Annotated in this window: 17 protein-coding genes, 2 pseudogenes and 2 riboswitches; of the genes and pseudogenes, 13 read left to right on the top strand and 6 right to left on the bottom strand. The window is 70.0% G+C overall.

Going from position 1 to position 20,658, the window contains the following annotated elements:
* Positions 1-32 precede the first annotated feature (32 nt).
* Both G361_RS0101430 and G361_RS0101425 read right to left on the bottom strand, forming a co-directional pair.
* On the bottom strand, positions 33-1,490 hold the full coding sequence (locus G361_RS0101430) for an aldehyde dehydrogenase (protein WP_019925258.1): 1,458 nt from the start codon (positions 1,488-1,490) through the stop codon (positions 33-35).
* Positions 1,491-1,742: 252 nt separating this feature from the next.
* Entirely contained in the window at positions 1,743-2,789 is a 1,047-nt protein-coding gene (locus G361_RS0101425; RefSeq protein ID WP_231386986.1) for a LacI family DNA-binding transcriptional regulator, read from the bottom strand.
* Between the two features lie 93 nt (positions 2,790-2,882).
* On the opposite strand from G361_RS0101425, the gene G361_RS0101420 reads away from it, so the two are divergent.
* The 6 genes and pseudogenes from G361_RS0101420 to G361_RS41815 all read left to right on the top strand — a co-directional run bounded on the left by G361_RS0101420 (position 2,883) and on the right by G361_RS41815 (position 9,578).
* Positions 2,883-3,320, top strand: a complete 438-nt coding sequence (locus tag G361_RS0101420; protein WP_019925256.1) for a MarR family transcriptional regulator — start codon at positions 2,883-2,885, stop codon at positions 3,318-3,320.
* A gap of 50 nt (positions 3,321-3,370) precedes the next feature.
* A pseudogene (locus G361_RS0101415) lies at positions 3,371-4,597 on the top strand (MFS transporter); the annotation flags it as partial.
* Positions 4,589-5,092 (top strand): universal stress protein, encoded by a 504-nt coding sequence (locus G361_RS50665; RefSeq protein WP_369797908.1) that lies wholly within the window; start codon positions 4,589-4,591, stop codon positions 5,090-5,092. The pseudogene G361_RS0101415 and the gene G361_RS50665, both read left to right, overlap by 9 nt.
* A gap of 157 nt (positions 5,093-5,249) precedes the next feature.
* Positions 5,250-8,651, top strand: coding sequence for a serine/threonine-protein kinase (locus G361_RS41820; RefSeq protein WP_019925254.1), 3,402 nt, complete (start codon positions 5,250-5,252; stop codon positions 8,649-8,651).
* Between the two features lie 55 nt (positions 8,652-8,706).
* Positions 8,707-9,141: a MarR family winged helix-turn-helix transcriptional regulator gene (locus tag G361_RS0101405; protein ID WP_019925253.1), complete on the top strand. Its 435-nt coding sequence runs from the start codon at positions 8,707-8,709 to the stop codon at positions 9,139-9,141.
* Entirely contained in the window at positions 9,138-9,578 is a 441-nt protein-coding gene (locus G361_RS41815; RefSeq protein WP_019925252.1) for a hypothetical protein, read from the top strand. Before G361_RS0101405 ends, G361_RS41815 begins: the two co-directional genes overlap by 4 nt.
* Positions 9,579-9,611: 33 nt before the next feature.
* Here the strand turns inward: G361_RS41815 and G361_RS0101395 are convergent, their stop codons facing one another.
* A complete protein-coding gene (locus tag G361_RS0101395) occupies positions 9,612-10,064 on the bottom strand; it encodes a helix-turn-helix domain-containing protein (RefSeq protein WP_019925251.1) in 453 nt (150 codons plus the stop codon).
* 116 nt (positions 10,065-10,180) lie between these two features.
* On the opposite strand from G361_RS0101395, the gene G361_RS0101390 reads away from it, so the two are divergent.
* The 3 genes from G361_RS0101390 to G361_RS0101380 all read left to right on the top strand — a co-directional run bounded on the left by G361_RS0101390 (position 10,181) and on the right by G361_RS0101380 (position 13,847).
* Positions 10,181-11,425 carry an MFS transporter gene (locus G361_RS0101390; RefSeq protein ID WP_019925250.1) on the top strand — a complete coding sequence of 415 codons (1,245 nt, stop codon included), beginning with the start codon at positions 10,181-10,183 and terminating at the stop codon, positions 11,423-11,425.
* 98 nt (positions 11,426-11,523) lie between these two features.
* Positions 11,524-12,405: an alpha/beta fold hydrolase gene (locus tag G361_RS0101385; protein ID WP_019925249.1), complete on the top strand. Its 882-nt coding sequence runs from the start codon at positions 11,524-11,526 to the stop codon at positions 12,403-12,405.
* 149 nt (positions 12,406-12,554) lie between these two features.
* Complete coding sequence (locus tag G361_RS0101380) at positions 12,555-13,847, top strand: GAF domain-containing protein (protein ID WP_019925248.1); 1,293 nt, start codon at positions 12,555-12,557, stop codon at positions 13,845-13,847.
* A 26-nt stretch (positions 13,848-13,873) separates the two neighbouring features.
* Here G361_RS0101380 and G361_RS41810 read toward each other — a convergent pair.
* Positions 13,874-14,986, bottom strand: a pseudogene (locus G361_RS41810) (5-methyltetrahydropteroyltriglutamate--homocysteine S-methyltransferase); the annotation flags it as partial.
* 136 nt (positions 14,987-15,122) lie between these two features.
* Positions 15,123-15,341, bottom strand: a riboswitch (cobalamin riboswitch).
* A gap of 121 nt (positions 15,342-15,462) precedes the next feature.
* A riboswitch (cobalamin riboswitch) is annotated at positions 15,463-15,614 on the top strand.
* Positions 15,615-15,654: 40 nt separating this feature from the next.
* On the opposite strand from G361_RS41810, the gene G361_RS41805 reads away from it, so the two are divergent.
* Genes G361_RS41805 through G361_RS0101355 form a run of 3 tightly spaced genes read left to right on the top strand, consistent with a single transcriptional unit; the run spans position 15,655 to position 18,220 of the window.
* Positions 15,655-15,867: a CbtB-domain containing protein gene (locus G361_RS41805; RefSeq protein WP_019925245.1), complete on the top strand. Its 213-nt coding sequence runs from the start codon at positions 15,655-15,657 to the stop codon at positions 15,865-15,867.
* 21 nt (positions 15,868-15,888) lie between these two features.
* On the top strand, positions 15,889-16,737 hold the full coding sequence (locus G361_RS0101360; RefSeq protein ID WP_019925244.1) for a CbtA family protein: 849 nt from the start codon (positions 15,889-15,891) through the stop codon (positions 16,735-16,737).
* A 58-nt stretch (positions 16,738-16,795) separates the two neighbouring features.
* The gene (locus G361_RS0101355; protein WP_026342575.1) at positions 16,796-18,220 is read left to right on the top strand and encodes a short-chain fatty acyl-CoA regulator family protein; all 1,425 of its coding nucleotides are present in this window, start codon (positions 16,796-16,798) and stop codon (positions 18,218-18,220) included.
* Here G361_RS0101355 and G361_RS41800 read toward each other — a convergent pair.
* Positions 18,207-18,809, bottom strand: a complete 603-nt coding sequence (locus tag G361_RS41800) for a TspO/MBR family protein (protein WP_081635259.1) — start codon at positions 18,807-18,809, stop codon at positions 18,207-18,209. The two genes, G361_RS0101355 and G361_RS41800, sit on opposite strands and share 14 nt — an antisense overlap.
* A 103-nt stretch (positions 18,810-18,912) precedes the next feature.
* Entirely contained in the window at positions 18,913-19,557 is a 645-nt protein-coding gene (locus G361_RS0101345) for a TetR/AcrR family transcriptional regulator (RefSeq protein WP_019925241.1), read from the bottom strand.
* 100 nt (positions 19,558-19,657) lie between these two features.
* Between G361_RS0101345 and G361_RS0101340 the strand changes: the two genes are divergently transcribed.
* Positions 19,658-20,650 carry a hypothetical protein gene (locus tag G361_RS0101340; protein ID WP_019925240.1) on the top strand — a complete coding sequence of 331 codons (993 nt, stop codon included), beginning with the start codon at positions 19,658-19,660 and terminating at the stop codon, positions 20,648-20,650.
* Positions 20,651-20,658: the final 8 nt, after the last annotated feature.

Here is a 20,658-nt window from a genome sequence, read left to right as displayed (position 1 = left end):
GCGCCGACCGGCCCGGAACTCGTCCTGCGTGACTACATCTGTGCCCAGACGAATTTCGTCTGCAGGTAGGTCTCGATGCCGGCGCGGCCGGATTCGAAGCCCCAGCCGGACTGCTTGTAACCACCGAAGGGCATCGAGTGGTCGAACACCAACTGGCAGTTCAGCGATACGGTGCCGGCCTGCAGGCGCTTGGCGACCCGGTGCGCGCGGCCGAGATCCTTGGTGTAGACCGTGGCGGCGAGGCCGTAGGTGCTGTCGTTGGCCAGCGCGACCGCCTCCTCCTCGGTGTCGAACGGCAGTACCGTCACGACCGGACCGAAGATCTCCTCCTTGAACAACCGGCTCGTCGCCGGATCCACATTCGTGACCACGGTGGGGCGCACGAAGTAGCCCGGCCGGTCCAGGCGCTGCCCGCCGGTGACGTATTCCACGCCGTCGGACTTGCCGTCGTCGAGGAAGCCCAGCACCCGGTTCAGCTGCTTCTTGCTGATCAGCGGGCCGATCATACTGCCCTCGTCCTTCGGGCCACCGAGCTGCAGGCTGTCGCCGAACTGCGCCAGCCCCGCCACCACACGGTCGAAGACGGAGCGCTGCACCAGGATTCGCGAACCGCAGACACACGCCTGACCCGAGTGCACGAACGTCCCGATGCCCGCGTACATGATCGCGGTGTCGATGTCGGCGTCGTCGAAGATCAGCACCGGCGACTTGCCGCCCAGTTCCAGGGTGATCTTGTTCAGATTGCTGTCCGCCGAGGCGTGCACGATCGCCCGCCCGACCTCGGTGGATCCGGTGAACGCCACCTTCTCCACATCCGGATGCGCGGTGATGGCCGCACCGGTGGTGTGACCGTATCCGGTCACCAGATTCACCACCCCGTCCGGAATCCCGGCCTCGGCCAGGATCCGATCGAACACCAGGGCCGAGAGCGGGGTCTCCTCAGCGGGTTTCACGATACTGCTGCAACCCGCCGCCAGCGCGGGCGCGAGCTTGGCGCAGTAGTTGAACACCGGGCCGTTCCACGGGAAGATCAGTCCCACAACGCCGTACGGCTCCTTGAGGCTGTAGGCGTGCAGGCGCGACTCGACCCCGGTGAGGCCGGTGGTCGCCACGTCGTGGGCGATGCCGTCGAGCTTGGTGCACCATCCGGCGTAGTACCGGAACCATTCCGAACCGACCTCGACGATGGTCTGCGCCTGGAATTCCGGGATACCCGCGTTCAGCGACTCCAGCCCGGCCAGCACCGCCGCGTTCTCGTCGATCAGATCGGCGATGCGCCACAGGATCTTGGCTTTCTTGCTGGCCGCCAGGTCTTTCCAGACGCCCGAATCCGCCGTCGCCTTCGCCCGCGCGACCGCGGCGTCGACGGCTTCCGCTCCGCCGTCGGTGAACTCGGTGATCTGCTCCTCGGTGGCCGGGTCGATGATCGGGATCACCTCACCGGAACCGGGCCGCTCACGAATCTCCTCCAGCACGGACTGCACCGACATGGGTATCGCTCCTCACGCGTATCTGTTCGATCGCGACGAGCCCTGCTCCCCAGCGCCGTCGCCATGAGTAGGTTATGCGCTTAACCCGATGGTGTCCAGAGGCTTGTCAGCGGGGATGGACATACTGCGGATATCTCGCACCCACGGCCCGAGGCTCACGAAACAGCCTGTACCGCTGGATATTTCGAGTGCACAGGGACGACGGGACCGGGTCGGGGCCGCACGGGTCCGGCCGGAAATCGGATCCCGGAACTAGGTGGAGGCGCGGACGATCAGCTCGGCCAGCGGCGCGGGCTCGCGGGCAGTTCGATCGGGCAACCCGAGTTCCGCGAGAGTGGCGGCGATGGCGATGTCGGCGACGGCGGCCGGTTTGAATTCCACGGTGGTCAGCGGGGGCGAGAGATACGCGCCGAGCGGGTTGGCGTCGACCCCGATCACGGCGAGGTCGTCCGGGCAGCGCAGGCCCGCCTGGTGGAGGCCGTGCAGGACCAAGCAGGCGATCTCGTCGCTCTGCGCGCAGACCGCGGTGACGCCGTCGCGCACCCACCCGCCGACCACCGTCGCGGCATTCGCGGCGGTGACGTCGCCGACGACGATCGGCGGCAGACCGTGCCCGGCGGCGGCCTGCGCGACGCCCTCCAGCCAGTGGTCGCCCATGGCCCGCCATTTCGCGATATCGGTGTGGGCGAACGCGATCCGGCGATGGCCACGCTCGACGAGATGGCCCACGCGCAGCGAGCCGACGATCAGCAGCGGATCCCCGAACGCGGGCAGCAGACCGACCTCGATGCCCGGGATCCGCGCCGCGTCCACGGCCGTCCGGACGGCGTCGCTCAGCGGGAACATGCTGATGACGGCCATCGGATCCAGACCCTCGACCGCCTCGACGACGTGCCGGTCGTCCTCGGTCTCGAAGATCTGGACCTGCAGCAGGCCGTGCCGGGCGAGTTCGGTGGCCAGCAGGCTGCCGGCCTGAATCGGCATCTCCCCCACCGCGACTCGCGGCACCACGTACAGCACCACCCCGCCGCTGCCGCGCGCGAGATTGCGGGCGGCGACATTGGGCCGGTAGCCCAGTTGCTCGGCGGCACGATGCACCGCCTCCCGGGTGCGTTCCGAGATGCGCCGTCCCGCAGTGTTGTTCAACACGTAGCTGACCGTGGCGATCGACACCTCGGCCAGGCGCGCGACATCCGCGTTGGTGGGCCGGGAGGTCCGTTGCGCGCTCGTGGTGCCACCTCCCCGGCCGGGCTCCCGGCGGGTCCGGGACGCGTGCCGGCCATTATCGCACCCCGGGATGCACCGCCGTATCGAGGCTCGGCCCGGTCGGCGCTCGCCACGACGTCGGCTCTCCGATTGCCATCGTGCCGCCGGCATGTACATAATTAGCCTATGCATCAGGATCCGGGGCCGGACGAGACGCGGATGCAGGAGTTGACCGCCGCGGTCGAGGAGCTGGTCCGCTATGTGCGGCGCAGCACCACGACCGGCGAGTTGAGTACGGCCGCCGCGGCGGTACTGAGCCGATTGGGACGGGAGGGGCCGCAGCGGCTCACGGAACTGGCTCGCGCGGAACATGTTTCGCAACCGAGCATGACGCAGCTGGTGACGCGGATGGAGCGGGATCGGCTGGTCGCCCGCGGCGCGCATCGCACGGACGGCCGCGGGGTCCTGGTGGAGATCACCGACAACGGCCGGATCGTGTTGTCGCAGCGGCAGACCGAACGTTCCCTGGCGCTGGGGCAGCTGGTCGCGAAGTTGTCCGAGTCCGAGCGCAGCGCGGTGCTGATCGCGCTGCCCGCGCTGGCCCGCGCGATCCACGGGCCCTGAGGCGGCCTGTCCTCGCCGAAATACGTTCCCGCACTGTGGAGAAGGCCGCTATGAGTACGACGCACGACACATCCGCCAGTCCGTTCCGTCAGCCGAAGGCCGTCTGGGCCGTCGCGTTCGCGTGCGTGATCTCGTTCATGGGGATCGGCCTGGTGGATCCGATCCTGCCCGCGCTGGCGAAGAATCTGCACGCCACGCCGAGTCAGGTCGCGCTGCTGTTCAGCAGCTATCTGATCGTCACCGCGGTGGCGATGATCTTCGTCGGGTGGGTGTCGAGCCGGATCGGCGCCAAACTCACCCTGGTCGCGGGCCTGGTCGTGATCGTCGTGTTCTCCGCGCTCGCGGGTCTGAGCGGGTCGATCGGCGGGATCGTCGGCTTCCGGGCCGGGTGGGGCCTGGGCAACGCCATGTTCATCACGACCTCGCTGGCGGTGATCGTCGCCTCCGCCAGCGGCGGGTTCGGCGGCGCGATCATCCTCTACGAGACCGCACTGGGCCTCGGGATCGCGGTCGGTCCGCTGCTGGGCGGGCTGCTCGGTGACATCAGTTGGCGGGGACCGTTCTTCGGGGTCGCGGCGCTGATGACCGTGGCGCTGGTCGCGACCGCGACCCTGGTGCCGGACACCCCGCGGCCGCAGCACGCCACCTCGCCGGTGGCGCCGCTGAAGGCGCTGCGGCACCGCAGCCTGCTCACCATGGGCATCGTCGCGCTGATGTACAACTGGGGCTTCTTCACCATGCTGGGCTACGCGCCGTACCCGATGAAGCTCGACGCGATCCAGCTCGGCCTGGTCTTCACCGGCTGGGGTCTGCTCGTCGCCGGGTTCAGCGTGCTGGGTGCGCCGCGGTTGCAGGCCCGATTCGGCACCGCGCCGGTGCTCTACGCCAACCTCGCCACCCTCGCCGTCATCATGGCGGTCATCGCGGCCTGCGTGGACACCCCGGCCGTCGTCATCGTGGCCGTGATCGTCAGCGGCGCCTGCATCGGGATCAACAACACCCTCACCACCCAGGCCGTGATGCTGGTCGCGCCGGTGGAACGGCCCGTCGCCTCCTCCGCGTACGGATTCGTGCGGTTCATCGGCGGCGGGATCGCGCCCTACGCCGCGGGGAAACTCGCCGACGCGGCCGGGCTCGGCCTGCCGTTCTACGTCGGCGCCGCCGCATTCGTCCTCGCCATCCCGGTCCTGGCCACCGGGCACGGCATGTTGCGCCGGGCCGAGGAACGGCTCGGCGAATCCGCGCCCGTGCCGCCGACTCTCACCGCCGTGGGCGCGCCGGCGGCCGACGGCGTCTCCCGGGTGATCGTGGCGGTCGGCGCCGACGGCCGGGCCCCCGCGGTCGTCGACGCCGCCGCGCGGCTGGCCCGGGACACCGGCAGCGTGCTGGAGATCGTCCACGTCCAGCAGACCGCGGTGGTCGAGGAGCAGGCCACCGAGACCGAGACCGGCGAACAGGCTCGGGCCGCGGTCGTCGCACATCTGGATCGTGTTGCCGCCCAGGGAATCTCCGCCGCCGGGCAGATCCTCGCCGGCGTCGGCGACCACGCCGCCGCGGGCCGGGTACTCGCCCGGCATGCCGACCGCGTCGGCGCCCGCGCGGTCGCGATCGGCCGCTCACCGCGTGGACCGCTCGCGCAGTTCACCGACGGCAGCTTCACCACCGCGCTCACCCACGCCGCACACTGCACCGTCGTGCTGGTCGGACCGGATACGGACCCGACCGACGTCACCGCCGACAATCTGGAGACGCTCCGCACCGGGTCGATCTGAACCATATAAGTCCATTCGGATATCAATGAACTCCGAAAAGAGTGACACCTATACTCGGATTGTCAACTGAAAGTTTGCTACCAGGTACGGGCCGACGCCCTCCGGCGTATCGCCGGAAGCGGCCGGTCGGTCCGGGCCACCGGATTCAGGTGGAGGTGTGGACAGGCGTCCGGCGCCCGACGACGCGCGCGATGCGAACCGAACTCGACCGGAGGTCGCCGCCGCCGAGTTGGGATCGGCCGGGTTCGAGGTGGTGGCGTGGATCGGGCGGGGCCGGTTCGGAGCCGTCTACCGGTGCGTCGACTCCGGCCACCTCGACGTCGCCGTCGAAGTCGCCGATATCGGGCTCGACGAGGACGACCGGGCCCGCTTCCTCCGCGAACCGCGGGCGGCCGGAATCTGCTCGCATCCGAATATCGTCCGGGTATTGCGGGTGGGGTTCACGGCGGCCGGATTCCCGTACCTGGTCACGCCGTTCCGGGCGCGGGGAACACTGGAACACCGGATCCGCCACGAGGGCGCCCTGCGGTTTCCGGAGGTGCTCTGCCTCGGCGTGAAGCTCGCCGGCGCGCTGGCTGCCGGGCATGCCGTCGGCCTCGTGCACGGTGCGGTGGAACCGGCGAACATCGTGTTCACCGATGACGGTGCGCCGCAACTGGCCGACTTCGAGATCGCCGGGATCCTCCACTCCACCGCGGTCACCGCCTCGCCCGGCTACGCCGCTCCGGAGGTGTCGCGGAGCCGGCCCGCGACACCGGCGGCCGACCTGTACGGGCTCGGCGCCACCATGTTCGCCGCCCTCACCGGACATCCGCCCGGCGGCCGCGAGCACGGTGAATCCCTTGCCGCACAACCCTTCCGACCTCGCACCGGATCGATGCCGGACGAGCGCGCGGCGGCGATCCCGGCCGCGCTGTGGTCGGCCGTCGGGGCGGCGACGGACCGGCGGCCCGAGGATCGGCCCGGTTCGGCGCGCGAGTTCGCGGCCCGGCTGCGCGATATCCAGTTCGCCGCCGGACTCACCGTCGACGCCTTCGTCGCCGTCGCACCGGCCCGCGCACCCGCGCCGAGCGGGACCGGGCCCGCCGGTGCGGGGGTGGCCCACTTCCGGCCGCCGGTCACCGCCGATCGCCTGGTCGACCGGCCGCGGCTGCTCGACACCCTGCGGGCGGGCGGGAATCGGCGGCTGGTCTTCGTGCACGGACCGCCGGGTTACGGCAAGAGCACCCTCGCCGCCCAGTGGGCCGCCGAGCTGGCCGCCGAGGGCATCCCGACCACCTGGCTGACCGTGCGCTCGGACGACAACAACATCGCCTGGGGCCTGTCCCGCTTCGTCGGCGCCGTCCGGCAGCTGCTGCCGAATCTCGCCGCCGGGCTCGCCCGGGTGCTAGAGGAGGGGTCGGCCGGTGCGTCCCAGCGCGTGCTGACGATGGTGATCGACGAGATCCACCGCAGTGGCCGGACCGTCGCCGTCGTCGTCGACGACTGGCATCGGATTCGCAGTACCGAGGCCAAGGCGGCGATGCGGTATCTGCTCGACCACGCCTGTCATCATCTGCGGCTCATCGTGACCAGCCGGTACGCGACGGGACTTCCGTTGGCCGGCTTGCGGGCTCAGGACGAAGTGGTCGAGATCGATGAGCAGGCACTGCGATTCGACGAACCGGAAACCGAGCAGCTGCTGCTCGGGATCGGGGGGCTGCCGCTGAGCCGCCCGGAGGCGGAGCATCTGCGCGACACGACCGAGGGCTGGGCCGCCGGACTGCAACTGGCCGCGCTGTCCATGCGGGGGAAGTCCGACCTCGCCGAGCGCATCGACCGGATCTCCGGGCACCACCGGACCATCGGCCGGTACCTGATGGAGAACGTCGTCGAGGAGATCGAGCCCGACGTCCTCGAATTCATGATGCGGACCGCGGTGGCCGAGACGATCTCCGGCGAACTCGCCGAGGCCCTCACCGGACGACCGGACGCGCAGGATCTGCTCCGGGCGATCCACCAGCGGGGTCTGTTCCTGCGCAGTGTGGACGAGGAGCAGCATCGGTTCCGCTATCACAGCCTGTTCGCCGATTTCCTGCGCCACCGGCTGGCCCAGCGGGATCCCGATCCGACCGCAGACCTGCACCTGGTCGCGGCGGAGTGGTTCGCCGGGCAGGAGATGCTCACCGACGCCGTCGACCATTTCCTGGCCGCCGGCGCGCCCGGCGCGGCGTTGCGGCTGGTCGTGGACCGGTCCGACGCGCTGCTGTCGGACTCCAGGATGGTCACGTTCCTGGCCCTGGTGGACAAGTTGCCGCCGGCGGTCACCGAGACCGATCCCCGGCTGCAACTCGCCGTCGCCATGGCACAACTGGCGCTGCTGCACCTGGACGCGGTGCGGGCCGCCTACGACCGCGCCCGGCAACTGCTCGCCGGCCGACCGGCCGATGCCCGCACGGCGGAACTGGACCTGGCCTGCGAGATCGCGGCGGCCGGACTCACCCTGCAGTCCGATCGTTTCCGCGACCTGTCGCCGACCGCGAAACAACGGCTGCGGCTGCGGCCTTCGCTACCGCCGTACATCGCCGGTGTCGGCCGGCTGCTCCTGGCCACCACGGCCCTGCTGAGCTTCGATTTCGACGAGGCCCGGCGCTGGCGCGGTCCGGCGCCGGACACCTCCGATGGGCAGTTCCTCGTCGTCCTGAACGAGGTCACCGTCGCCGCAGCGGCTTTCGAGCAGCTCGACGTGGACGACGCCGACCGGATCCTGCGCAACGTCGTGTCGGTGGCGCTCGAATCCGGCCGGTGGCCGAACACCCCCGGACTCATCGCCGCCGCGCAGTTGGCCGAATTGCTGTACCAGACAGGACAATTCGCCGAGGCGGACGAACTGCTCCCGGCGGGCGAGGATATCGAGACCGTCAACGTCGAAATCCTGATCGCCTCGTACGGCACCGCGGCGCGGCTGGCGGCCGTCCGCGGCCGGACCGCCGAGGCGGAGCAGACCCTCGCCGCGGGAGAGAAAGTCGCGCAGGCCCTTTCGCTGCCCCGGCTGTCGTCGCGGATCCGCAACGAACAGATCCGGCTCGGCCTGCGGATCGCGGCGGGCGAGCGGACGCGGCTCACGCACCTGGGCACGTATCGTCCGCAGCCGGACCAATTCCGGGCCAGCCGAGCGGAAATGGACCAGGATTCGGCCGTCCGGATCCTGCTCGCCGAGCGGTCACCCGCGTCGATCCGGCAGGCGACCCAGCGGGCCGAGGAGATGTCGCGGCAGATTCGATCGCAGCGGCGGCCGCGGGCACTTCTGCAGGCGCAGTTGCTGTTCGGGGGCTGTCTGGCCGCCGGCGGCCGCACCGCGGATGCCATCGATCAGCTGACCCCGGCCCTGCAGCAGTGCGCTCAGCTCGGCCTCGTCCGGTTCGCCGTCGACAACGGCGGGCCGTCCCTCGCCTCGATCGCCGAAACCCTGTACGGCGCACCGCGAACGGAGCAGATGCCGTCGCGGCAGTTCCTGCAGCGCATCCTCGACGAGATCGAATCCAACCGGGCACGCCGCGCCGGCCTGCCGGACCGCTGAATCCCGCAGTCGGGGACTCGACCACATTTACAACGAAATGGTAGTATCCGAAATCGTGAAGTACGATTTCGTTCCATCCGAGCGATCCATGCTGCTGACCCTGCAACGCGCCACGCATGCCACGCTCCACCGGATCGCCACCGAACTGGTCGATCTCGATATGACCGCCTCCGAGATGAACGCGCTGGGCAACCTCGCCGACGGGCAGAGCCGGACGGTGTCCCAGCTCGCCGCCGCGATCGGCGCCCGCCCCACGACGCTGACCAGCGTGCTGGACCGGCTGGAGAAGCGCGGCCTGATCGCCCGGGTCGCCCGCGCGGGTGACCGGCGCTCGATCCTGATCGAACTGACCGAGCCCGGCCGGGCCACCGCCGCCACGATCCGCCGGACCCTCGCCGAGCTGGAATCCCGCGCGGTCGCGGGCCTTTCCCCCGGCGCGATCGAGGGTTTCTACACCGTGCTGGACGCCCTGACCGAGGAGAAACGATGACCACGCATCCGGACGCACCACAGCCGGACCCGGACGAGCAATCCGGCCCGTTCGCCGCCATGATCGCCGCGGCGATGGCCGGCGCCGACCGGTTCGGGCATCGCGAACATCTGCACCTCACCTACCTGGCCGTGCGGCACTACGGCACCGCTCACGCGGTCGAGCTGGTCAGCGACAGCATCCGGCGCACCGCGCGCTACCGGGGCGCACCGCAGAAATATCACGCCACGGTCAGCCGCGCCTGGGTAGAACTGGTCGGCCACCACGTGATCGACTCCGGCACAACCGATTTCGACACCTTCCTGGACGACAACCCGGCACTGCTGGACAAGCGGCTGCTCACCCGCTTCTACCGCACGGCCACGCTGGCGGGCCCTGCGGCCAGGGCGGGCTGGATCGAACCCGACCTGACACCGTTTCCCTGGCAACGGCACTGATCGGCAACCCGCTCGATCGTGGCCGATGGGCCGTCAGATCTTGCGCACCCGCGTGCGATCGGCCGCCACCGGCCGGCCGTCGGGTGTGGTGTAGGTCAGTTCCGGTATCGGTTCGCCGGTGACGGAATCGACCAGTTCCGAATGGGATTCGCCGGGGCCGAAGGCATGTCGCCGGCCCCACTGCCGCAGGCTCACCACGAGGTCGAACAGGTCGGCCCCGTCCTCGGTCAGCGTGTATTCGTGGAATCGGCTGCCGTCGGAGGCGGGTTCGGCACGCAGCACCCCGATCGCCACGAGGTTGCGCAGCCGGTCGGCCAGGATGTTCTTGGCCACTCCGAGGTTGCGCTGGAACTGCCCGAACCGGGTGACGCCGTCGAAGGCGTCGCGAACGATCAGCAGCGACCACTTGTCACCGAGCAGATCCACCGTGCGCGCCACCGGACAGGCCGGATCGGTCCACGGCCGACCGGTTTCCGTCTCGCTCATCGCGCTCCTCCTCGCCCACGACCCACGGTTGCATATTACTACCAACGCGGGGCATGATGGTTTCAATTCAAAACCATGCTGCGGCGGTCGGTCGCGGCCCAGGGTGAGGAATTGCGATGAATCTCGGAAGCGATACCGACGCCGATGCTCCGGCCACGATCGATGTGCGCCTGGCCGTCGTGCTCGCGGTGGCGTGCGGGCTGGCGGTGGCCGACGTCTACTACGCCCAGCCGCTGGTGGCGAGCATCGGCGCGGACCTCGCCATCGGACGCGGGGCCCTCGGGCTGATCACGGCCACGACCCAGGGCGGCTATCTGCTCGGGCTGGCGCTGATCGTCCCGCTGGGTGATCTGGTCGATCGCCGGCGCCTGATCGTGGGCCTGATGGTCACGGCGGCGTGCGGGCTGGGTGCGGTGGTCGCGGCGCCGGGAGCGCTCTGGTTGTTCGCCGCGAACGCGCTGGTCGGTGCGGCCTCGGCGGTGGTACAGGTCATCGTCGCCTACGCCGCGGCGTCGAGTGCGCCGCAGCACCGGGGCCGGGTCGTGGGCACGGTGACCGGTGGCGTGGTGACCGGAATCCTGTTGGCCCGCTTGGTATCCGGATGGGTCGCCGAGCTGGCGGGGTGGCGCGTGATGTACGCGGTGGCGGCGGTGACCCTGCTCGGCGCCGCGGGCATCCTGGCCGGTGTGCTGCCGCGCGATCGGATCGCCCGGCCGCGGGTGCGCTACACCCGGTTGATCACCTCGGCGCTGGTCCTGGGCCTGCGCGAGCCGGTGGTGCGGGTGCGCGCGGCGATCGGGCTGTCGATGTTCGCCGCCTTCGGGGCGCTGTGGGGTGCGATGGCGTTGCCGCTCACGGCGGCGCCGTGGCATCTGTCCACCGGTGCGATCGGCATGTTCGCGCTCGCGGGCGTGGCCGGGGCGCTGGGCGCGACCGGCGCCGGACGGCTGGCCGACCGCGGGCACGCCCGGACGGTCACCGCGATCGCCCTGGTGGCGCTGACGCTGTCCTGGACGGCGATCGCGGCGGCGCCACGGTCGCTGGCGCTGTTCGCGCTCGGCGTGATCGTGCTGGATCTGGCCGTGCAGGCGCTGCACGTGACCAATCAGCAACTGATCGTGGCCGTCGACCCCGCCGCGAGCAGCCGGCTGATCGCGGGCTACATGCTCTTCTACTCGCTCGGCAGCGGCACCGGGGCCGTCGCGGCGACGACCCTCTACGGCCGCACCGGCTGGTGCGGGGTGTGCGTCTTCGGCGCCGCGATATCGGCTCTGGCACTGGGGGTCTGGGCCGCCGACCGGCTCCGCCGTCGTACCACCGGGGCCGCCGGCGAGTGCGCGGCCACGGTGGCCTGCGAATGAAATCCGCGCCCGCACAAGGGCTTTCCGACCAGGCATCCGGTCTCCCCCGGCCCACGGCCGATGCCGCCACCCCCGGGCCGACCACCGGAAGGAATGTCATGAGCACGCACCACCGCACGATCACCGTCGGCGATGCCGAGATCTCCTACCGGGAGGCGGGAGATCCGGACAAGCCGGATTTCCTTCTGCTGCACGGCTTTCCCGCATCCTCGTTCATGTTCCGGCACCTGATCGAACTGCTCGCCGACCGCTTCCACCTGATCGCGCCGGACTATCCCGGATTCGGGCACAGCGCCGCGCCCGACCGCGCCGGATTCGACTACACCTTCGACCATCTCGCCGAGATCATGGACCGCTTCACCGCGGCGATCGGCCTGACCCACTACGGCCTGTACCTGCAGGACTTCGGCGGCCCGATCGGATTCCGGCTCGCCACCGCCCATCCCGAGCGGGTCCGGTTCCTCGTCCTGCAGAACGCCAACGCCTACGCCGAAGGGCTGCCCGACAGCTTCTGGTCGCCGCTCCGCACCCTGTGGCAGGACCCGACCGACGACAACCGCGCCGTGATCCGCGCCGCCGGCATGTCGGACGCCGCGCTGGAATGGAACTACACCCACGGCGTCGCCGACCCGACCGCCGTCGACCCGGACAACTGGCTGTTGCAGCACGCCCTGCTCGCCCGGCCCGGCGCGCAGGACAACATGCTCGACCTGCTGTACGACTACCGCACCAACCCCGAGCACTACCCACAGTGGCAGGCCTACCTGCGCGAGCACCGGCCGCCGACCCTCATCACCTGGGGCCGCAACGACGCCATCTTCCCGGAATCCGGGGCCCACCCGTACCTGCGCGACCTGCCCGACGCCGAACTGCACCTGCTCGACACCGGGCATTTCGCCCTCGAAGATCACGCGCAGGTCATCGCCGGCCACATCGCGCGCTTCACGGTCGGCATACCGGTTCCCTCGGGCTCGCGCTGACCTCGCGGGACACCGTCGCCCCGGACGAGTCGGCGATCCGGGCCGCCCCGCACGCGGCCCGGCAGGACCGGAGTAGCGTTCGGTCGGATTGTTACTCGCCGGTGTGGGTATCAACGCCGTGAATTCACGAACGGGAGACGATCCACATCATGACCGAGGTAACGGACACACAGTCGACGGGCGCGAAGCACGCCGATCCGAGCCGGTCCTCGGAGCAGGATCTGCGGGCGCTGTTCGGGCAGTCGCTGGCGGTATTCGCGGCGTTCGAGGGGCCGGAGCACCGGATCCGGTCGTCGAATCCGGCATTCTCGGCCGTCCTCGGTGTGCCCGGCGCCGCCGTCGGATCACCCCTGGCCGAGTCGTTGCCCGGCTCGGCCGGTCGGGAACTGATCGCCGCGCTGGACCGGGTCCAGCGCACCGGGGAGCCCGAGACCGGCCGTGATGTCCGGATCGTGCTGGGCGAGGGCGCGCACGCGCGGGAGGCCTACTTCGATTTCGGTTACGAACCGCGCCGCGACGCCGGCGGCGCGGTGACCGGGGTCCGGCTGATCGGGGTGGAGACCACGCAGATCAAGCACGCCCAGCGGCTGACGGCCGAACAGCGTGCCCTGCTGGAGCAGATCGCGCGCCAGGCGCCGCTGGCCGAGGTGCTGGACGGGATGGCCCGTTGTATCGAAGACCTTGCGCCGCAAGAGGTTTCCGTGTCGGTACTGCTCGCCGATCCCGACGGCCGGCATCTGCGGCACGGCGCCGCGCCGAGCCTGCCGGACTTCTACAACGAGGCCATCGACGGCATCGCCACCGGTGAGGGGGTGGGTTCCTGCGGCACCGCCGCGCATCGGCGCGAGCCGGTCATCGTCACCGATATCGGTACCGATCCGTTCTGGGACGACTTCCGGGGCCTGGCCGAGCGGGCCGGGGTGGCCGCCTGCTGGTCGACGCCGATCCTGGCCCGCGACGGCAGCCTGCTGGGCACCTTCGCGATGTACCACCGCGTTCCGCGCACCCCGCAGGAATCCGATCTCGCCTTGGCGCGGCTGTTCGCCGACACCGCGAGCCTGGCGATCGAACGCCATCACATCGAACAGGCGAAAGCGGCGGCGGAGGCCCATGCCGAGGCGGCTCGCGTGGAGCTGGCCGAGGCGATGCGGGCCGAGCAGAAGTTGCGGGCCGAGGCCGAGCAGCGGGCCGCCGCCGCGGCCGAACTCGCCGCCCGGATGCGCACCGCCGCGGCCGCCCAGGCCGCCACACCGCATCCCGAACGCTGCCAGCTCGGCGGCGCCGACGGCTGCACCGCACCGGCCGAGATCAAGGTCGCCGATTCCTGGGGCGATGCGGCGTGGGGTTGTTCCGCCCACGTGGAGGAGGCCATCTTCAACGTGCGATCGGCGTTCATCGCCGGTGAGGAGCACGGCGGACTCGCCGCCTACCTCGACCGCTGACTCCACGGACGGCAAGGTCGAGGCGGGACGATGCCGTTGCCGTCGTGCAGCGCGGTGGCGAGCAGCCGGACCTCGGCGATCTTCTCGCTGCCGAAGGCCGGCCGGCTGCGCAGCCGCGGCTCCGAGGCGGTCTCCGGCTCGAGGCTGTCGGGGACGTGCAGCAGCGAGCACGAACTCGACACCGCCACCGTGGCGCCGGCCGCGCGCAGAGCGGTCAGCCGCGACAGCGCGTCGTCCGGGTCGACGCGCTGCACGTTGTGACCGGGCACGATGCCCGCCACCACCAGGGTTGCGCGCAGCGCACCCGCGGCGGCCACATCCGCGTCGCCGCCGGCCACCAGATCGACGGCGATGCCCTCGACGCCGGTGTCGGCCACCACCGGCAGCGCCTCCCCCAGCCGGCCGAAATAGGACGCGACCAGGATCGACGGCCGGGTGGCGAGGCCCGCCAGCCGCTTGTACGCGGTGTGCACGAGCGCCAGCTCGACCTCGGTCGGATCGGTGACCAGCACGGGTTCGTCCAGCTGCACCCATTGCGCGCCGGCCACGGCCAGCAGGCCGAGCAACCGCTCGTAGAGCGGCAGCAGATCGGGCAGCCGCTCGAGCAGATCGCTGCCGTCCACCGACTTCGCCAGCTTCAGGAAGGTGATCGGGCCGACCACGACCGGACGGGCCGGAACCCCCAGGGCCAGCGCCTCGTCCAGTTCCGCCAGCGGCTTGTCCGGATGCAGCGCGAACTGCGTCTCCGCCGAGAGTTCGGGCACCAGATAGTGGTAGTTGGTGTCGAACCACTCGGTCATCTCCAGCGGCGCGATCTCGGCGGTGCCCCGAGCGGCCGCGAAATATCGGTCCGTCTCGTCCTCGATACCCCGCACCCGCTCCGGCAGCGCGCCGAGCAGCACCGCGGTGTCGAGCACATGGTCGTAGTACGAGAACGTCCCCACCGGAACGGAATCGAGGCCCGCGTCCCGGGCGGCCGACAGCTGCGCGGTGCGCAACCGCCGGGCCACCTCGTGCAGTTCCGCGGCCTCGATCCGGCCCGCCCAGTACGATTCGACGGCGCGTTGCAGCTCACGGGCCGGGCCCACCCGCGGCAGGCCGAGCACGGTGGCGGTGAAGGTGTCGTCAGGGTTCGACATCGGTGAACTCCATGGTCGGCAGCCGATGGCCGCCACCCATCCGGAGTGCACGCAGCTGGAGCCCTCGAAGCATCGTCCCGTGCCCGGGTTCCACTCGGCGTACCGCCCGATCCACGAGGCGACGACCGCCGGATACGGCGTATCCGGCACAGCGGGCAGGTCTTCGGACTCGTGGGCATCGGCCCCGGCGAACTCTCCGGAGCTGGTCCTAATGGCCGTCGCTTCCCAGGCGCCGCGGGGCGCCCAGTGCGAATGACGGCTGTCGTTCCCACTCACCGCTGCGGGACAGTTCCGGATTCTCACCGGGATTCCCTCTCACCCGATGTCCGCGCGAGCACGCACTCCGGGCTTCGACGCCGCCGGACGGGAGGGGCTCCTCGACTCCGTCCGGGGCGAACCAGCTGCGCTCGCCAATATAGCGAGTCCGTGATGATCCCGATACACGACCGGGCCATCCCACCAGGTGGAACGGTCCGGGCATGCCGGGATTGACCGGTTCCGCCGATCACTCGTATCGTAATTCTGACGATACGTGTGGAATCCGGTGCAATCCCGGAGCGGTCGCGCCACTGTGAGCAGCCCGGTTAGGCGGGTGCGAGTCAGACCCGCCGCATCGTCGGCAGAACGCCCATGGGGACGCGAAATCCCCCGCTCGAAGGAGTCATTCAGTGGCCACGTCCTATGCTCCCCGCTCCGGCCTCGGTTCCGTATCCCTGTCCATCCCGACGCCGGTGTGGCTGATCGGCACCACGCTGCTGGCGTTGCTGGTCATCTACTTCATCGGAGTGGATCAGGGCGCCGTCTCGATCTTCGGCAGCGATATGCACGTGCACGAGTTCGTCCACGACGGCCGGCACTTCCTCGGTTTCCCCTGCCACTAGTCACGGGAGACGAGTCACCACATGGAGAAAAAGATCATCGGCCGAGGCGTCCTGTTGGGCGCGCTCGGCGGATTACTCGCATTCGTCTTCGCCCGGATCATGGCCGAGCCCATCATCAACCGGGCCATCGACTACGAGTCGGGCCGCGACGATGCGCAGATGGCGCTGGACAAGGCCGCCGGCAAGCCCATGGCGGACATGGGCCCGGACATCTTCACCCGCAGCCAGCAACAGAATCTCGGCCTGCCCTTCGGCATGATCGTGTTCGGTGCGGCGATGGGTGCGCTGTTCGCGGTCGTCTACTACCTGGCCATCAGCCGGGCCGGCCGGATCACCGCGCGCAACCTGGCCCTGCTGGTGTCCGGCGGCATGTTCCTGGCCCTGTACGCCGTGCCGTTCCTGAAGTACCCGGCCAATCCGCCGTCGATCGGGCATCCCGACACCATCAAGGCGCGTACCGCGTTGTACGTCGCCATGATCGTGATCGGTGTGCTCGTGCTGTTCGCGGCGATCTACCTGGGTCGCAGGCTGGCCGCGCGGCTGGGCAATTGGACCGCGTCCATCGTGGCGGCGGTGTCGTTCGCCGTGGTGATGGGGGTGGTCATGCTGATCCTGCCGCCGCTGGGGCATCTCTCGTCGAACAAGTCCGCCTTCGGCAACTTCGACACCGAGACGCCGCAACCGCTGAAGGATCCGTCGGGCGCGATCGTCTATCCGGGCTTCCCGGCCGACGACCTGTTCCACTTCCGGCTGTATTCGTTCGCCGCCCAGCTGATCCTGTGGGTGGTCATCGGCGTCGGCTTCGCCTCGCTGGCCCCGCGCCTGCTCGGTGAGCGCCCGTCCGTGACCGCCGCCGAGGTGGCCGCGTAAGGCATGGCCGCGCGGGCCGCTCGATTCCGATCGGGCGGCCCGTCGGTAGATTTCGATGATGCAGAAGACGTATGCGGGCGGGCGCCTGCGCGCGCTGCGCGAGCAACAGGGACTGTCCCAGTCCGCGCTGGCCAAGCTGCTCGGGTTGTCGGTCAGCTACATCAACCAGCTCGAACACGATCAGCGGCCGCTCACCGTGCCGGTGCTGCTGCGCTTGAACACCAGTTTCGATCTGGACATGGGGTTCTTCGCCGCCGATACCGATGCCCGGCTGATCGCCGACCTGCAGGACGTCTTCGCCGAGGATCCGGAGTGCGCCACGATCGGCACGACCGAGATCGACGAACTGGTCGCGCGCAGCCCGGCCGCGGCCCGCATGCTGGTCGGCCTGCATCGCCGACTACACGGCGCCACCGAGCAACTCGAACGGATGTCCGCGGGCCTCGCGGGCGAGGTCGGCGCGCCCGGCCTCGCGATGCCCTACGAGGACGTCCGGGACTACTTCTACGATCGCCGGAATCACGTTCCCGCCCTGGATCTCGCCGCCGAGCAGTTGTTCGCCGACCGCGGGCTGGCCGTCGGCGGACTCGATGTCCAGCTGACCCGGCTGCTGCGCGACCATCACGACATCGCCGTGGTGATCCGCTCCGACGACCCGGACCGTCCCGGACCGAAACGGCTCTACGACCGCGAGTCCCGGGTACTCACCCTGGCCCGGCGACTGTCCGCGGGCCAGCGCGCCTTCCAGCTCGCCACCCAGCTGGCCTTCCGCACCCAGGCCGGCACCATCGCCGGGCTGATCGAGGAGGCCGACCGCGTCCCCGCCGGATCGCGCGGCCTGCTGCGGACCGGCCTGGCCAACTACTTCGCCGGCGCGCTGATCCTGCCCTACACCGAATTCCACCGCGCCGCGGAGCGGATGCGCTACGACATCGAGCTGCTCGCAACGAAATTTGAGGTCGGCTTCGAAACCGTCTGCCACCGGCTGTCCACCCTGCAACGGCCCGGCCGCCGCGGCGTGCCGTTCTTCTTCGTCCGCACCGACCGGGCCGGCAACATCTCGAAACGCCAGTCCGCCACCGCTTTCCACTTCTCCCGCAGCGGCGGCAGCTGCCCCCTGTGGGTGGTCCACGACGCGTTCTCCACCCCCGGCCGGATCCGCACCCAGATCGCGCAGATGCCCGACGGCCGCCACTATCTCTGGCTCGCCCGCACCACCGACGAGAGCACCGCCGGATATCTCTCGCCCAAGCGCGATTTCGCGGTCGGGCTCGGCTGCGACCTCGCCTACGCGCACAAACTCGTCTACTCGCACGGACTGCTCGTCGACGACCCCCGCACCGTCGTGCCGATCGGCGCCGGCTGCAAGGTCTGCGAGCGCACCGACTGTGCCCAGCGCGCCTTCCCCCAGCTGGGCCGGCCGGTCCGGGCCGACGACGACAGCTCGCTCACCGTCCCCTATCTGCCGATCACTCCGGCCTGAACGCCGCGGAGCCGGTCACCGACGGCACCGGCGCCGGCCGGGCCCGCGGCGGAACCGGTTGCACGACAACGGCTTCGGACCGGTTGCGATTCCATATATCGGCCGACAGCACGGTGGCGAAGGCACACCACACGGGGTAGGCGGCCAGCCACCATCCTCGGCGGGATCCGGCCGCGGTACGCCGCGTGAGGTCGGCGCTACTGACTGTGAGGGCGGCGGCCACGGCCGTGGCCGCGCCGAGCCGGTGCGCGCGGAAGAACACCCACGTCCACGAGCCGTTCAACAGCATGTTCACCGCCAGCGCGGCACGCAGCCCCCGCCGCTGCCCGGCCGAACCACGGTGCAGCGCAGCGGTAGTGGTGACGATGATGTCGGCGTAGAGGCTCGTCCACGCCAGCGGGAACACCTGTCGCGGCGGCTGATAACCGGGTTTGTCCAGGCGCCGATACCACTGCGACGAACTACCACTGGCGGCCGCACCGGCCAGTGCCGCGGCCGCCACCAGACCGGCGGGCAGCAGCCGATCCGCGACCGCGGGCCGGTCCCCCGCCCGTCGGCGCAGCCTGTCTGTCACGAGAGCTACCAGCATCGGATTCCTCTCCTCGTACGGTCGGTCCGCGAGCCTCCCGGGTTCCGGCGAACCCGAGGTCCGATCGACGGCTACCCGCCATCGGCGGCCCGACACACGCCGCTCAGCTCGGACTCGTCTCGATCCGTCCCGTGCCTTCGAGCAGGATCCGGAATTCGGCGGCGAAGCCCGACGGATCGGCCAGATCGAAGGCCACCCGCTGGAGCAGGAACCCGTGCAGCACACCCATCACCACCCGCGCGCCGCGTTCCGGATCGACGGTCGGCGCGACGGTGCCCGCGGCCTGTCCGCGCCGCAACGCGTCGGCGATGCTGTGGCGTACGGATTCGAAACCCTCGACGGCACGCGCGCGCACGGTCTCGTTCCGCAGCAGTTCCGACCAGGTCTGCACGGCACAGCGCAGCAACTCCTCGACCGGTACCGCCTGTCCCGCGGCGTCGGTGACGGTATCGGCGCTCGAGGCCTCGAGCGCGGCCGCCACCAGGTCGGCGACCGACGCGGCGGCGGTACCGGCGGCCAGCCGCTCGACCGGGGCGAAGATCAGCCGGAACGCGTCACCGGCGATGGCGAGGATGATCTCCTCCTTGCTCGCGAAGTAGCGGTACGGCGCCCCGGCCGACACACCCGCCTCGGTGGCGATATCCGGCATCGAGGTCTGGTGGAATCCGTCGCGGGAGAAGCAGCGACGGGCCGCCGCCACGATCTCCGCGCGCTTGGCCTCGCGGCGTTCCGGCGTGATGCGCGGCACGGCCGCACCTCCTTCAACGTGAATGACCATTTACCTTGACGAGTCGCACTCGTGGACCTAGCTTAAAAGTGAAAGGTCATTCACGGAAGGGAGACTCGCGATGAACGCGAAACTGCGTGTGGCCACCTACACCTACGAGCACACCGAGGCCCTGTTCGACGGGCGCGTCACGATCGAGGGGGCCGACGCCACCTTCGAGACGGATCCGCTGGTATCGAACATCTTCCAGCGCACCGTCGAAAGGCGTTACGACGTAGCCGAATTCGGCCTCACCTACTTCCTGCGCACCTTCGACCTCGACGATTCGCCGTTCCTCGCGCTGCCGATCTTCCCGAACCGCAACTTCCGGCACTCGTCGGTCTTCGTGAATGCGGCCGCGGGGATCGAGCGGCCGCAGGACCTCGCGGGCGCGACGATCGGCGAATTCGCGCTGTACGGCCACGACCCGGGTGTCTGGATCAAGGGCATCTTCGCCGACGAGTACGGCCTGACCCCCGATCGCAGCCGCTGGGTCATCGGCGGCACCGATCACCCGATCCCCGCCTTCGACTGGATCCCGCAGCCGGTGCCGGACGGGGTGGACGTGCGGCACGCGGCCGACGGCGAAACCCTCGCCGCCATGCTCGAATCCGGCGAGATCGACGCGCTCGTCTCGGTCGACGTCCCCCGATCCCTGTTACAGGGCTCGACGAGGATCGCCCGGCTCTTCCCCGACTACGAGACCGTGGAGCGCGACTACTACCGGCGCACCGGGATCTTCCCGCAGATGCACATCGTCGCGGTCCCGCGCGACATCGCGCTGCGCGGCGATCTGATGAAATCCGTCTACCGGGCCTTCTGCGAGGCCAAGGAGATCGCCCAGCGGAAATATCGCGACGGTGCGTCGAAGCAGCACATGGCCGTCGTCACCCCGTGGTTCAGCCGGCATTTCGAGGAGAACCGGGCACTGCTGGGCGAGGACTGGTGGCCCTACGGCGTCGCCGCGAATCGGAAAGCGATCGACACGTTCCTGCGTTACCACCACGAACAGGGCCTCTCGAAACGCCTGCTGACCAGCGAGGACATTTTCGCCCCCGCACTGCTGGACACCTGATCGGCAAA

It is taken from the genome of Nocardia sp. BMG111209 (genome assembly GCF_000381925.1).
Lineage (GTDB): Bacteria > Actinomycetota > Actinomycetes > Mycobacteriales > Mycobacteriaceae > Nocardia.
This window is presented reverse-complemented; position numbering and strand designations above follow the sequence as displayed.